Here is a 14,170-nt window from a genome sequence, read left to right on the forward strand (position 1 = left end):
ATTATCAAAAATAGCTAAACTAAGATAACTCTCGATCAAATAGTCCAATCAATAAATGACATAATATAATTCTTATCTATTTAATTACTTAATAAATTTATTTGTAACCAATTTTTGTATAGAATGTTGACCTTTTCAATTAAAACAACAGGAATAGTAAATCATGGTTGATAGTCTTGCCCCCAATAAAGGATTTCTAAATCGTATTGAACGCATCGGTAATGCCATGCCAAGTATTACGATGCTTTTTTTATATGCATTGATTATTTGTTGGGTTCTCTCATTTCTACTCTCTTTTGTCAGTTTCGATTATGTTAACCCATTAGATCCAACGGGTGAGAAGATTCAAGTTATCAATATGTTTGATTACAGTGAAATTGTCACTTTTTTAACAAAGATGGTCGGTAATTTTATTACGTTCCCGCCATTGGCTATCACCATTGTGGCAACTCTCGGGATTGGTATTGCTGAAGGTAGCGGATTTATTAATACTGCCTTGAAAAAAATGTTAAGTATTATTTCACCGAAAATGTTAACACCAACAGTCGCTTTTGTCGGTGTTGTTGCACACATTGTCTCTGACTCTGCTTATGTGATTTTAATGCCAGTTTCAGCCTTAATGTTTTATGCGAGTGGACGTCACCCTTTAGCCGGTGTTGCAACGGCCTTTGCTGGTTTAGCGGGTGGATTTACGGCGAGCTATACCCCATCACAAATAGATCCTATCTTACAAAGTTTTACTGAAAAAGCAGCACATTTACTGGATCCTAGCTATAGTGTTAATGTCCTATGTAACTACTTTTTCAGTCTTGGTGGTACTTTTGGTGTGATTCTAGTGTGTTGGTTCGTTACAGAAAAAATTGTTGAACCTTGGCTTAATAAGAATTGTCCTGTTGACTGTACTAATCCAACCGACTCTGAAGATGTAAAACAGATCACGCCTAGCCAAGCGAAAGGATTCCGTTGGGCAATTTTATCAATTATTGGCTTAATTGTATTGCTTACCGCACTACTCTACCCGGAAAGTTCGCCTTTTAGAGATCCTAAAACCGGTAGTTTAACGAATTCAGCGGCTCCCGTAATGCAGTCTATTGTACCATTATTATTTATCTTTTTTGCTGTTCCAGGGTTAATTTACGGTTTTGTTGCTGGCACGTTTAAATCATCAAAAGATGTCACCAATACGATGGAAAACATTACCAAATCGCTGATCTCTTTTATTGTTTTCTGTTTTATTGCTGCACAATTTTTATACTCTTTTGGTCACTCAAATATTGGTACATTAATCTCGCTTACTGGTGCAGATATGTTGCGTTCATTAAGTATGCCAGCATGGTTAACGATTATTGGCATGATTTTATTATCATCATGTATTAACCTGATTATTACCTCTGCAACCTCAAAATGGGCAATTATGGCACCGGTTATGGTACCTATGTTAATGGCAGTAGGTCTTTCGCCAGAATTAACTCAAGCCTCATTTAGAATTAGTGCCGCCGTCAATGTCAGTACCCCAATGTTCCCATTTTACCCATTAATTTTATCTTACTGCCATAAATACTGCTCTAAGGCCGGCGTTGGTACACTATGCTCAATGATGATTCCATTCTCAATTGGTATCTGGTTAGTATTGGTTGCCACCTTGTTTATTTACTGGGGTTTTGATATTCCAATCGGTTTTGACAGTAGTTATACTTATGATTTACCACGTACACAATAATATGAGGTTTTTATGCAATCAATAGCACAACAGTTACAACAACGATTTTTTAGATATGTGGCAATAACCTCACAAAGTTGCGCAAGTCATCTTAACGTACCGAGTACTGAAGGACAACGTCAATTAGCTCAACTACTGGCTAGTGAACTTAATGAGATGGGGATTACCGATACTTATTTAGATGAACATAGTGTGCTTATTGCACACTTTAAGGGTAAAAAATCACAAGCGCCTAAAATTGGGTTTGTTGCTCATTTAGATACCGTTGATGTTGGTTTATCACCAGATATAAAACCACAAATTAAGCCATTTACTGGCGATAATATCTGTTTAAATGCAGAAAAGAATATTTGGTTTAATGTAGAAGAACATCCAGAAATCAAAAATTACTTAAATGATGAGATTATTTTTAGTGATGGAACTAGCGTACTTGGCGCTGACAATAAAGCAGCTATCACTGTATTGATGACATTAATACAACATATCAGCAAACATCCCGAAAACTATGGTGATATCTATGTTGCTTTTGTGCCAGATGAAGAGATCGGACTACGTGGTGCGAAAGTGATGGATTTATCGCGTTTCCCAGTTGATTTTGCTTATACTATCGACTGCTGCCAATTAGGCGAAGTTGTTTATGAAACCTTTAATGCCGCCTCAGTCAATATTAAGATTAAAGGGGTGACGGCTCATCCAATGTCAGCTAAAAATGTCTTAGTTAACCCTATCCGTGTTGCTCATGATATTATTAGCTGCTTTGATCGTCAGGATACGCCCGAACATACTGAAGGTCGTGAAGGCTATTTTTATGTAACAGATCTTAATGCAAACCCAGACTCCGCTGAGATAAAACTCTCAATTCGTGACTTCGATAAAACAAGTTATGAAGCAAGAAAACATTATATCAGTGAAGTGGTTAATTTGATTGCAGCTCGCCATCCTAAAGCCAAAATTGAGTATAGCGTTACCGATGTTTATAGCAATATTCATGACTCTTTAGGTGAAGACAGAACCGCTATCGATTTAATTTTTAAAGGGATGGAAATGTTGTCTATCACACCAAAAGTCATTGCAATGCGCGGTGGTACTGATGGTTCTGCACTCTCTAAGCGCGGTATTTTTACACCGAACTATTTTACCGGTGCACATAACTTCCATTCATTTTTTGAATTTTTACCAATGCAGTCTTTTATTAAGAGTTATCAATTGACTGAGCTGATTTGTCAACTTACTGCACAAACTACAAAATAATCGCACTAAACCACCCATTATTGGGTGGTTAATCATTTCCACTTCAGTTCTATTTTATTACATCATATAAGCATTATGATGATACAAGTATTTTCGTTATTTTTTTACTGTAAACTATTAATATAGTATAAAAATAATATTGTTTTAGCCACTTTTATTCAATCGCTGGGTTTTTAGAATCATAATCTCAAAGCAATCATAAAGGATTAACCTAGCTTTCTTTTAAATAAGTAGTAAGCAATACTTCCCATAAGAAGAGTAATAAGTAACAGTGGCCATAAATTTTGCCAAATAATGGTAAATTCAGCGTCTTTAAGGTAGATCTGTTTAGTTAACTCAGTAAAGTGGCGAATCGGATTAATCCAAGTTATTTTTTGTAAAAATTCGGGCATATTTTCAACAGGGGCAATATAACCAGACAACAACACTGCAGGCACCATAAATGTCATTATCCCAATAAATGCTTGTTGTTGTGTTGAACATAATGCGCTAATAAATAATCCGAAACCGACCAAAGAGAGGCCATAACAGATAATACATAAATAGTAATAGACCAATGAACCTTGAAATGGAATTTTATATAAGAATATACTAAATAGAAGAACCAGCGATCCCTGCAAAGTAGCGACAATCACAGCAGGAACCGCTTTACCAATAAAGATCTGCCATGTACTTAATGGTGAAACCCGTAGCTGATCTAAGGTTCCCTGCTCTCGTTCCCGGGCAACAGATAGCGAAGTCACAATAAGCACACCAATAGTCGTAATTAAGGCAACTAAACAAGGTAAAACAAACCACTTATAATCCAAATTAGGGTTAAACCAGTTACGAATTACCAATTGATTATCATTGCATAGTTGCTGGTTATCACACTGCGACTGTTTCTGATATTGCATTATGATTTGTTGAACATAATCTGCAGCAATTTGCGCACTATTTGATTGACGGCCATCTAGAATTAATTGAATTTGCGATGACTGTCTGGATAACCATTTCTGAGCAAAATCATCAGCAAAGCGTACAACTAACAGGGCTTTTTGCTCATTAATAACCGATGCTATCTGCTCTGCTGAATCTAAATATAGCGTGTGAGAGAAACTTTCTGAGTGAGTAATATTATCAATGATCTCTGTCGAGATAGGATCAATAGCAGTTCGATAGATTGCTACCGTCACATTCGTAACATTCAGCGTTGCGGCAAACGGAAAGACTAAGATTTGAATCAATACCGGCATGATTAAAATAGTACGAGTTTGTTTATCTTGCAGCAGTAAGATTAACTCTTTACGAATTAATGCGAAGGTTCGATATAATGTTTTCAGACTCATTCGTATTAGCTCCCCAAAATTAATCTAAATTTAATTTGGTCTTTTTGATGGTGATCAGGAGTAAGATCACCATAAATGACAGTAAAAAACCGGCATTAACCAATAAAATAGAGATAATATCACCAGCAAGAAACAGGGTTTGTATTGCATTAACATAGTAACGAGCGGGAATTAAATACGTAATCATACGCACAATCGCTGGCATACTATCAATCTCAAAAACAAATCCCGATAACATAATTGCAGGCAGAAATGCAGCATTAATGGCAATCATTGCGGCATTAAATTGGTTGCGCATCAAAGTCGATATCAATAGCCCCATAGCTAATATCGTTAATAAAAATAATGAACTAATAATGAATAGATAAAATAGAGAGCCTCGAAACGGGATCTGCATAATAAAAATTGCAACTAATAAGCAGATAATTAATGCAATAATACCAAGGATATAATAGGGTAATAATTTTGATAATAAGAGTTCCCACTTAGTGATCGGCGTTGACAGTAATGACTCCATCGTTCCCCGTTCCCACTCCCTTGCCACAACTAAAGAGGTTAATATTGAGCCAATAACAGTCATTATAATAGTAATTGAGCCTGGAACAATATAGTGCTGACTAATCACATCAGCATTAAACCAATAACGCGTTTCAATCTGTATCGTTTGCGGTGTCACTAACCCTTTATCAACAAGTTGCTGCTGCTGCCAAATTTGCCAGACACCATTTAAATAACCTTGGACAAATTTTGCGGTATTTGGCTCGCTACCATCAGTAATAACTTGTATAGTGGCTTTATTCTCATTTAGGCGCTGAGCAAAATCATTCGGTATGACAACTATTCCACGAATTTCACCACTATTAATTTTTTGTGTTAATGCTTGCCGACTATTTTCCGGCACGATTTGAATATACGTTGATCCGTTGAGTGACTGCACAAAGTTATTCGCAGCTTGGCTTTGCTGTTCAACAAGTACCCCAACCTTTAGGCGATTAGAGTCTAAATTAATACCATACCCAAAAATAAATAACAGCATTAATGGAATCACAACGGCAATCAATAAGCAGCTTGGGTCACGTATAATTTGTAACGTCTCTTTATGACAAAGGGTATAGGTTCTCGATAATGAAAATGCCATATTATTTCCCTTCAGCTTTTATAATAGATTGTTTTACAAGGGCAATAAATGCTTGTTCCATTGTTGGATTTGGCCTGTCACTCGAAACCACTGATTGTTTTAATTCATCAGGTGAACCTAGCGCAATTAATTGGCCACGATTAACCAGTCCGATTCGGTCGCAATATTCTGCCTCATCCATAAAATGAGTGGTTACCATGACAGTTACCCCCTTTTCAACCAGACTATTAATATGTACCCAAAACTCTCGACGAGTAATTGGATCAACCCCTGACGTTGGTTCATCTAAAAAAAGAATTTCGGGTTTATGCATCAATGCGCAAGCTAAGGCTAAGCGCTGCTTATATCCTAATGGTAAATCTTCAGGCGTGGTGTTAAGGATTGAGTCAAAATGAAAAGCATTAATCATCTCTGCAACACTCGCTTTTTGCTGTTTACCGGTCAAACCATAGATACCCGAGAAAAACTGTAAATTCTGTTTAACCGTCAATTTATCATATAGGGAAAAACGTTGTGCCATATAACCCAAATGTTGCCGGACAGTAATAGAGCTTTTTTTTAGATCAAGCCCCAATACTAAGGCTTTACCACTCGTAATCGATAATAGCCCACACATCATTTTAAAAATCGTTGATTTACCTGCTCCATTAGGGCCTAGTAAACCAAAAATTTCACCACGTTTAACACTAAAATTGACATGATCTGTGGCTGTAAAAGAACCAAATTTTTTTGTTAACGACTCTGCTTCAATAACCGCTTCATGTTGACTACAATCAATATCGTTCATAATCTCAGTGAGAATCGATTGCCGAGTCTCAATACCACCAAGAAGATCAATAAACGCATCTTCAAATCGCCCTTCAATTGATTTGACACTTAACTCAACATTTGGGAAAAGCTGTTGAACAGCAGAAATCGATAATACTTGTTTTAAAATAAGCCGAACACTATCACCTTCAATAACGCCATCACTCACTTGCTGATTAGTTAATGCTCTTTGTAGCAGCTGTCGATGAGGCTCTTTAGATGAAAGCAAAAAGACGCGGTCTTTTACTCGCTGAGTGAGCAAATCAGGTTGCCCTCTAAACAGCAATTTACCTTCGTTAAGTAGTAAAACATCTTGGCATTGTTGAGCTTCATCAAGATAAGACGTACTCCAAATAATTAGCATCCCTTCTTTCGCTAATTGATGAACCATTTGCCAAAGTTCTTGACGAGAAATAGGATCTACCCCAACCCCAGGTTCATCTAATAATAATACTTGAGGTGAACCTAATAAGGTACAAGCAAGACCTAGTTTTTGCTTCATACCGCCAGATAATTTGCCTGCAAAACGGTCTGTAAAACGCGATAAATCAGTAAATTTAAGTAGCTTAGTAAAAATAGCGACTCTATCTTCACCTTTAATATTACGCAAATCGGCAAAGAGATCTAAATTCTCCTGTACAGTGAGATCTTCATATAGTCCAAATTTTTGTGGCATATAACCAAGAACGGTTCTTAATACTGGCCCTTGTGTTACTGGATTTAGACCAATGACAGAAATTGATCCTTGAGTTGGACTTAATAATCCAGCTAACATTCGTAATAACGTTGTTTTACCAGCACCGTCAGGACCGACCAGACCGATAACGCCATTCGGTTTAATCGTCAATGATAAAGAGTCTAGTGCGATCGTAGTTTGATTTTTGCTAACAAAACATTTTTGGACATTTTGTAAAATAATCTCATTGGAATTAGCTGTATTTGGCATAACGCTGCTTTCCTTTTGCTATCGATTTATTTTACTGGGCAAATTCAACTGTTACAGGCATACCTTGCCTTAATAATTCGTCAGCTTTGCCCTCTCCCGTCTGGTCGACGACAATGCGCAATCGATACACTAAACTGGTACGTAACACAGCTGTTTCAACCGTTTTTGGTGTAAATTCAGCCTGTGAAGAGACAAAACCGATATGCCCAATATAAGGTTTATTCGGTCTTGCATCAGTATAAATATAGACTTTTCTATCTGGGATCGCTTGCGCTAAATTAACTTCATCAATATAGGCTTTAATCCAAATTGGTTGGCTAATGGCAACCGAATAAACGGTGGTTCCAGCGCTTAACATCGTTCCCGGTTCAACGGCTCTAACTAACACCGTACCAGCTTCTGGTGCATAAAGCTCTGTATCTTGTAACGTTAACAAAGCTTGATCTGTATTGGCTTTAGCTGCAGTTAAATTAGCCCAAGCCTGATCTTTTGCGGTTTGACTATCATCAAATTGGTTTTGTGAAATAGCTGAAGTCTTAATTAACTGCATCTGTCGTTGATAATAGCGCTCAGCATAATCATAAGCGGCTTGCGCTTGTGCAACTTGTGCTTGGCTTTGTTCTAACGATATTTGATAAGGTTTAGGATCTATTTTGGCAAGTAACTCACCGGGAACAACAGATTCCCCTTCATTTTTAAATAGCTCGACTAAACGACCAGAGACTCTAAAACTGGTATTAACCGTGCGGATATCAACATTGCCATAAAGTGTTAAACTTTTCGACTGTGTCTGATTTTGCCATACATAATATCCTGCGGCCAGACACACAAGCACAATTACACTTAAAATAACCCATTTCTTCATCATTCATTGCCTTTTTGATAGAAACATTAAATTAATATAAAACGGCGCTGTTATAATAACCATGTTAGTTTGTATCTAGCCTAATTATATACTAATAAACAAGTAGTTACCAAGCTTACAATGAGTCTTGTAATAATAAAGAAAACGAAAATATTAAGATCTGGGCTAAATCACATAATCGAACCTAATAGTCATGATGATCGAAGGGTTAGTCGAGGTGAGTATATTATTTGTTATAAAACAAGCCATAATGACAATAAATTTATGCCATTATGACCTTAAAAACTATTCAGTTACGCCATTTTTAAAGATTGCCAGCTCTTTAAACTCATTTATTTCATTACAACTTTGCTTACCATTAGCAATAGCTACAATTAAATCGATAAATTGGGCCAACAAATCATGCATATTAACGCCATCAACTAATTGACCAGCATTAAAATCAATCCATGTCGGTTTTTTATTAGCCAATGCGCTATTGGTCGCTAACTTGATCGTAGGTACAAATCCACCATAAGGTGTTCCACGTCCTGTTGAGAACAGTACCATATGACAACCCGATGCAATTAATGCGCTAGTTGCAACTGCATCATTACCCGGCGCAGATAATAAGTTAAGACCAGCTTTTGTTAAACGTTCGCCATATTGTAGAACATCAACAACTTGACTACTCCCCGCTTTTTGTGTGCAACCCAATGATTTATCTTCTAATGTAGTAATTCCTCCAGCTTTATTACCGGGTGATGGATTTTCATAAATAGGTTGATTGTAGTCCATAAAATACTGTTTAAAACTATTCACCATGTTAACTGTTTTGGTAAATGTAGCTTCATCCGCACAATGTTCCATCAGAATAGTTTCTGCACCAAACATCTCTGGCACTTCCGTTAAAACGCTCGTGCCACCATGGGCGATAATATAGTCTGAGAACCGACCCAATAATGGATTTGCAGTAATCCCCGATAATCCATCAGATCCTCCACACTCTAAGCCAAATTTTAATTCACTTAATTTACCGCTAACCCGTTGATCTTGTTTTAACTGGTGATATAACTGCGTTAAATGCCTTAATCCTGCTGAGATTTCATCTGACTCTTCTTGCAAAATCATGAATTTTACACGCTCAGCATCATAGTCACCTAAAGTTTCACGAAATACCTTCAATTGATTGTTTTCACAACCAAGCCCCATCACTAATACTCCGCCAGCATTAGGATGTTTAACCATATCTTGTAAAATTGTACGTGTATTTTGATGATCTTGACCAAGCTGTGAACATCCATAAGGGTGAGTTAATACGTAAACTTGATCGTAGTCATCACCTTGTTTAGCTAGCTGGGCAATAAATTTTTTACAAATTTGTTGCGCAATACCATTAACACAACCGACTGTAGGGACAATCCATAATTCGTTACGGATCCCTACATCGCCGTTACTCCGACGATAAATCTGAACGTCACGATCGGCAAATTCAGTATGAATATCGAGCGGTTTCGGTTGATACTGATATTGATCTAACTCACCAAGATTGGTCTTAACATTATGGGTATGCACATGTTGTCCAATATGGATATCAGTCGTAGCATGGCCAATAGGAAAACCATATTTAATAATGTTTTGCTGTGCGGCAATCTCTTTAATGGCCACTTTGTGGCCCGAGGGGATGTCTTGCGTCACAGCAATAGTCTCATTGCCGATGGCTAATACATCATTTTTTTCTAAATTTTCCAAGGCAATGACGACATTATCATTACCATTGATTTTGATCACTTTTTTCATAATTTACCCTAGCAGCAAGATGTTAATGCTGCTCTCATATCCGTTGCTAAGATAGCATCCACTTGTTTAGTAATCGTTGCGACTAATTCTGGAACCTGAGTTAAGTCACATTGCCAGTGCTGTGATTGACTTAATACTTCTGTCACTAATTGCGTGGTTGAGATCTGTTTATTGGCATGCTGAAGCCATAATTTACTGTACATCTCAAGAATCCAAGCATCATCTTGTAATGGAATAGCTTCATCATTACGTTTACCACGGTAAAACACGATTAATGCTGATAAAGCAAAAGTTAAGCATTGTGGCAAATGTTGATACTTTTCTTGATATGCTAGCAATTGCGGTAAAATACGAGTCCGATACTTTGTCATACTATTTAACGAGATTGACAATAATTGATGAACAATAAACGGATTTTTAAAACGATTAATTACGGCTTGCGCAAAGTCTTGTAATTCATCTTGTGGTAACGATAGGACAGGAATGATTTCATGATAAATTGCTTGTTCAATATACTTAAGCAATTGTTCATCTTGCATTGTACTCCCGACATCATTTAAACCCGCCAGATAAGCAACTGGTACCATCGCAGTATGAGCACCATTTAAGATCGCCACCTTACGCTCTTTATAAGGTTTAATATCATCAACTAATAAAATATTAAGATCGAGTTGGTTGAGGCGTAATTTCTCAGCTAAAACTTTTGGCCCTTGAATTACAAACAGATAAAAATACTCAGCCGTATCTAAAAAGCTATCTTGGTAGCCAAGCTCTTGCTGTAATTCATTCACTTCATTTTTAGGATAACCGGTGACAATTCGATCGACTAATGTTGAGCAAAAAGTATTACTACTATTTAACCAATCAATAAATGCCGTCGGTAATTGCCACTCTTTCGCGTAACGATGAACTAATTCTTGTAACGCTTCACCATTATAATCAATTAATTCACACGGAATAATGATTAATCCTTTATCTGCTGCACCTGAGAAATGTTGAAAACGAGTATATAAAAACTGAGTCAACTTAGCGGGATAGCTAATTGCAGGCTTATCACTTAATTTATCTCCGGCATGATAACTAATTCCAGCCTCGGTCGTATTAGAGAAGATAAATTCAATATTGGCATCTTTTGCTAATGCGAGATAATCATCAAATTGTTTATAAATATTAATTTCATTATTTATGCTGCGAATAATACGAAACTCTTTTACTCGTTCGCTCTGTTCATTCAAACCACGAATAATTGTCGTATATAATCCATCTTGTGTATTGAGTAATGGTGGAAAATCAGTATCAATTGGTCTGACAACTGTAATTCCCGCATTTAAATCGGTATGTTCATTGAGTAAATCAATTTGCCAATCTACAAAAGCGCGTAAAAAATTACCTTCACCAAACTGCACAATTTTAGTTGGATAAGATGAGCCCGGGTAGCTTTTTCTATTGAGTTGTTGCATTTTAATCGTTCCTTAATTAATTAACATCAATCGCAAAATAACGTTTTGCATTGTCAAAACAGATATTTTTCACCATATTACCCAATAGTTCAATATCGGCAGGTGCTTCACCGTCAGCAACCCATCGGCCGATCATCTGACATAAAATACGACGGAAATACTCGTGGCGAGTATAAGAGAGGAAGCTACGACTGTCGGTTAACATGCCAACAAAATGGCTCAATAAACCTAATTGACTAAGTTGTATCAATTGACGTTGCATGCCATCTTTTTGATCATTAAACCACCAGCCAGAGCCAAATTGCATTTTACCTTCAACACCACCCTGCTGAAAATTACCTAACATTGTCGCTAAGACTTCATTATCTTTCGGGTTTAAACAGTATAAAATCGTTTTCGGTAATGCTTGGTCACGGGCTTGCGCATCTAATAAGCGTGATAATGGCATCGCAATAGCGGTATCATTGATAGAATCAAAGCCGGTATCAGGACCCAAACGCTTAAACATATCATGATTATTATTACGCATAGCACCAATATGATACTGTTGCACCCAACCACGTTGATAATATTCTTTACCCAAAAAGCGGAGCACGGCTGTTTTAAATTGAGCGGTTTCTAATTCATTAACCATTTGATTTTGTAAACGTTTTTGTAAAATAGCTGTTAACGTTTTATCATCAGCTTCAGCATAAACAACAGTATCTAAGGCATGGTCAGATATTTTACAACCATGAGCAGCAAAATGGTCCATTCGCTTAGTTAATGCCGTACATAAGCTATCAAAATTAATAATATCAACATTAGCCACTTCACCTAATGCTTTCATATAAGGAACAAATGTAGCCAAATCAATATTAAATGCTTTATCAGGACGCCAACTTGGTAACACTTTTACTGTAAAACTTTTATCATCAGCAATGGTTTTATGATGACGTAAATCATCAATAGGATCATCGGTCGTGCCAGCCATTTTGACATTCATTTTTTGCATAATACCGCGAGCTGTAAAATCATCTTGTTGTAATAGATCATTACAACGCTGCCAAATAGTTTCAGCTGTTGATGGTGATAATAGAGTCCCAGTGATACCAAAAGGACGACGTAATTCAAGATGTGTCCAATGATACAGTGGGTTACCAATGGTGTAAGGAACCGTTTGAGCCCATGCTTTGAATTTATCAAAATCTTGCGCATCACCTGTACAAAATTTTTCATCAACACCATGAGTACGCATTGCGCGCCACTTATAATGATCGCCTTTTAACCAAATATCATACAAATTTTTAAAACGATAGTTAGTTGCAATTTGTTCAGGTGGTAGATGACAATGATAGTCAAAAATAGGTTGTTCTGCCGCGTAATCGTGATAAAGCTTACGTGAGAATTCAGTATCTAATAAAAAATCTTCAGTTAAAAAACTCATGGTTATCTCCTTGTTCAATACCTTACAGTTAACGGGTATTGATATAAAAATACATTGTCAATTTGGCAAACGACTGCAATCAATGAGATGCCTTCGTTTGCATTGCTACTTTTTTAATGTTCAACATTTAATGTTCAACAACAAGATTGTTTTCAGCTGGTACTTTTAAAATCGTCCATACTGCAACTGCCGCTAATAGGTCTAGACAAGAGAGGATAACAAATAGTGGACTAAATCCAACTGTATCGGCTAATGCACCAACAATTAGGGCGAATATTGTACTCGCTAACCAAGCTGCCATACCGGTAAAACCATTAGCTGTAGCGACTTCATTACGACCAAATACATCAGATGATAATGTAATTAATGCGCCAGATAAGGCTTGGTGTGCAAAACCACCAATACAAAATAGGAAAATGGCGACATAAGGGCTCGAAAATAGACCGATTAAACCAGGTGCGATCATTAAAACACCGCCAACAGTCACAACCATTTTTCGTGAATTAACCAAACTCATATTAAAATGCTTTTGGAAAAAAGGTGACATATATCCCCCTAATACACAGCCCAAATCAGCAAATAACATTGGCATCCAAGCAAAAATAGCAATTTGTTTTAAATCAAAACCATAAGCCGTAAACATAAATAATGGGATCCATGCATTGAATGTTCCCCAAGCCGGTTCAGCTAAAAAACGCGGAATGGCAATTCCCCAAAAACGACGAGTGCGAACAATATCTTTAGCTGGCATTTTTTTGGTATTTGATTCGGAATGCCCTGCTTCTTGACCAGATAAAATATATTTACGCTCTTCGTCTGATAAATGTTTTTGTTCGGTTGGATGACGATATAGCCAAAACCAAAATAAGCCCCAAACTAAACTAAGTAAACCACATAATACAAAGGCCCATTGCCAACTATGAAATAATACCGCCCAAGCAACTAATGGCGGAGCAATCATTGCACCAATGGATGATCCTAGATTAAACCACCCCACCGCAATTGAACGTTCCTTGGCTGGGAACCACTCACTGGTAGCTTTTAAACCAGCAGGAATCATTGCCGCTTCTGTTGCACCAACGGCGCCTCGCATAAAAGCTAAGCCGATCCAGCTACCTGAAAACGCGGTACCAATACAAAAAAGTGACCATAAAATTGCAAAAATAGCATAGCCTAGACGAGTACCGAGTAAATCTAAAACATAGCCGGCAACAGGTTGCATAATGGTATAACAAGCGGAGTAAGCGGCAACAACATATGAGTATTGTTGGGTTGTTAATCCCATAACATCATTTAACACCGGTGCAACGACAGCCATTGAGTTACGCGTCAAATAACCTAATATTGTTCCAACCGTAACTAAAGCTATCATATACCAACGTAGCCCTTTTATTCTTTTTATCATAAAATCCTCAATAAGTATTATATTTCGTTTAAAGTTGTAAGACAA

Annotated in this window: 10 protein-coding genes; 2 read left to right on the top strand and 8 right to left on the bottom strand. The window is 37.1% G+C overall.

Features of this window, described 5'->3' with window-relative positions; translation table 11 throughout:
• The first annotated feature begins 163 nt into the window (after positions 1 to 163).
• Both RHO11_02555 and pepT read left to right on the top strand, forming a co-directional pair.
• On the top strand, positions 164 to 1,720 hold the full coding sequence (locus RHO11_02555; protein WVD62028.1) for an AbgT family transporter: 1,557 nt from the start codon (positions 164 to 166) through the stop codon (positions 1,718 to 1,720).
• 12 nt (positions 1,721 to 1,732) lie between these two features.
• Positions 1,733 to 2,971, top strand: coding sequence for a peptidase T (pepT, locus tag RHO11_02560; protein WVD62029.1), 1,239 nt, complete (start codon positions 1,733 to 1,735; stop codon positions 2,969 to 2,971).
• Positions 2,972 to 3,177: 206 nt separating this feature from the next.
• Here the strand turns inward: pepT and RHO11_02565 are convergent, their stop codons facing one another.
• The 8 genes from RHO11_02565 to RHO11_02600 all read right to left on the bottom strand — a co-directional run bounded on the left by RHO11_02565 (position 3,178) and on the right by RHO11_02600 (position 14,125).
• Complete coding sequence (locus RHO11_02565) at positions 3,178 to 4,299, bottom strand: ABC transporter permease (protein ID WVD62030.1); 1,122 nt, start codon at positions 4,297 to 4,299, stop codon at positions 3,178 to 3,180.
• A gap of 19 nt (positions 4,300 to 4,318) precedes the next feature.
• Entirely contained in the window at positions 4,319 to 5,437 is a 1,119-nt protein-coding gene (locus RHO11_02570) for an ABC transporter permease (GenBank protein ID WVD62031.1), read from the bottom strand.
• Between the two features lies 1 nt (position 5,438).
• The gene (locus tag RHO11_02575) at positions 5,439 to 7,190 is read right to left on the bottom strand and encodes an ATP-binding cassette domain-containing protein (GenBank protein WVD62032.1); all 1,752 of its coding nucleotides are present in this window, start codon (positions 7,188 to 7,190) and stop codon (positions 5,439 to 5,441) included.
• A gap of 31 nt (positions 7,191 to 7,221) precedes the next feature.
• Positions 7,222 to 8,058 (bottom strand): efflux RND transporter periplasmic adaptor subunit, encoded by an 837-nt coding sequence (locus tag RHO11_02580; GenBank protein WVD62033.1) that lies wholly within the window; start codon positions 8,056 to 8,058, stop codon positions 7,222 to 7,224.
• A 282-nt stretch (positions 8,059 to 8,340) separates the two neighbouring features.
• Entirely contained in the window at positions 8,341 to 9,834 is a 1,494-nt protein-coding gene (locus RHO11_02585; GenBank protein WVD62034.1) for an altronate dehydratase family protein, read from the bottom strand.
• Positions 9,835 to 9,842: 8 nt separating this feature from the next.
• Complete coding sequence (locus RHO11_02590; GenBank protein ID WVD62035.1) at positions 9,843 to 11,294, bottom strand: tagaturonate reductase; 1,452 nt, start codon at positions 11,292 to 11,294, stop codon at positions 9,843 to 9,845.
• A gap of 16 nt (positions 11,295 to 11,310) precedes the next feature.
• Positions 11,311 to 12,720, bottom strand: a complete 1,410-nt coding sequence (uxaC, locus tag RHO11_02595) for a glucuronate isomerase (protein WVD62036.1) — start codon at positions 12,718 to 12,720, stop codon at positions 11,311 to 11,313.
• 127 nt (positions 12,721 to 12,847) lie between these two features.
• The gene (locus RHO11_02600; protein ID WVD62037.1) at positions 12,848 to 14,125 is read right to left on the bottom strand and encodes an MFS transporter; all 1,278 of its coding nucleotides are present in this window, start codon (positions 14,123 to 14,125) and stop codon (positions 12,848 to 12,850) included.
• Between the last annotated feature and the right edge of the window lie 45 nt (positions 14,126 to 14,170).

It is taken from the genome of Orbaceae bacterium BiB (genome assembly GCA_036251205.1).
Lineage (GTDB): Bacteria > Pseudomonadota > Gammaproteobacteria > Enterobacterales > Orbaceae > Orbus > Orbus mooreae.

What these genes read in the sequence shown, in the direction of transcription:
- RHO11_02600 (WVD62037.1), bottom strand. Translation starts at nt 14,125, where the DNA reads ATGATAAAAAGAATAAAAGGGCTACGTTGGTATATGATAGCTTTAGTT.
- RHO11_02585 (WVD62034.1), bottom strand. Translation starts at nt 9,834, where the DNA reads ATGAAAAAAGTGATCAAAATCAATGGTAATGATAATGTCGTCATTGCC.
- pepT (WVD62029.1), top strand. Translation starts at nt 1,733, where the DNA reads ATGCAATCAATAGCACAACAGTTACAACAACGATTTTTTAGATATGTG.
- RHO11_02580 (WVD62033.1), bottom strand. Translation starts at nt 8,058, where the DNA reads ATGATGAAGAAATGGGTTATTTTAAGTGTAATTGTGCTTGTGTGTCTG.
- RHO11_02555 (WVD62028.1), top strand. Translation starts at nt 164, where the DNA reads ATGGTTGATAGTCTTGCCCCCAATAAAGGATTTCTAAATCGTATTGAA.
- uxaC (WVD62036.1), bottom strand. Translation starts at nt 12,720, where the DNA reads ATGAGTTTTTTAACTGAAGATTTTTTATTAGATACTGAATTCTCACGT.
- RHO11_02590 (WVD62035.1), bottom strand. Translation starts at nt 11,294, where the DNA reads ATGCAACAACTCAATAGAAAAAGCTACCCGGGCTCATCTTATCCAACT.
- RHO11_02565 (WVD62030.1), bottom strand. Translation starts at nt 4,299, where the DNA reads ATGAGTCTGAAAACATTATATCGAACCTTCGCATTAATTCGTAAAGAG.
- RHO11_02575 (WVD62032.1), bottom strand. Translation starts at nt 7,190, where the DNA reads ATGCCAAATACAGCTAATTCCAATGAGATTATTTTACAAAATGTCCAA.
- RHO11_02570 (WVD62031.1), bottom strand. Translation starts at nt 5,437, where the DNA reads ATGGCATTTTCATTATCGAGAACCTATACCCTTTGTCATAAAGAGACG.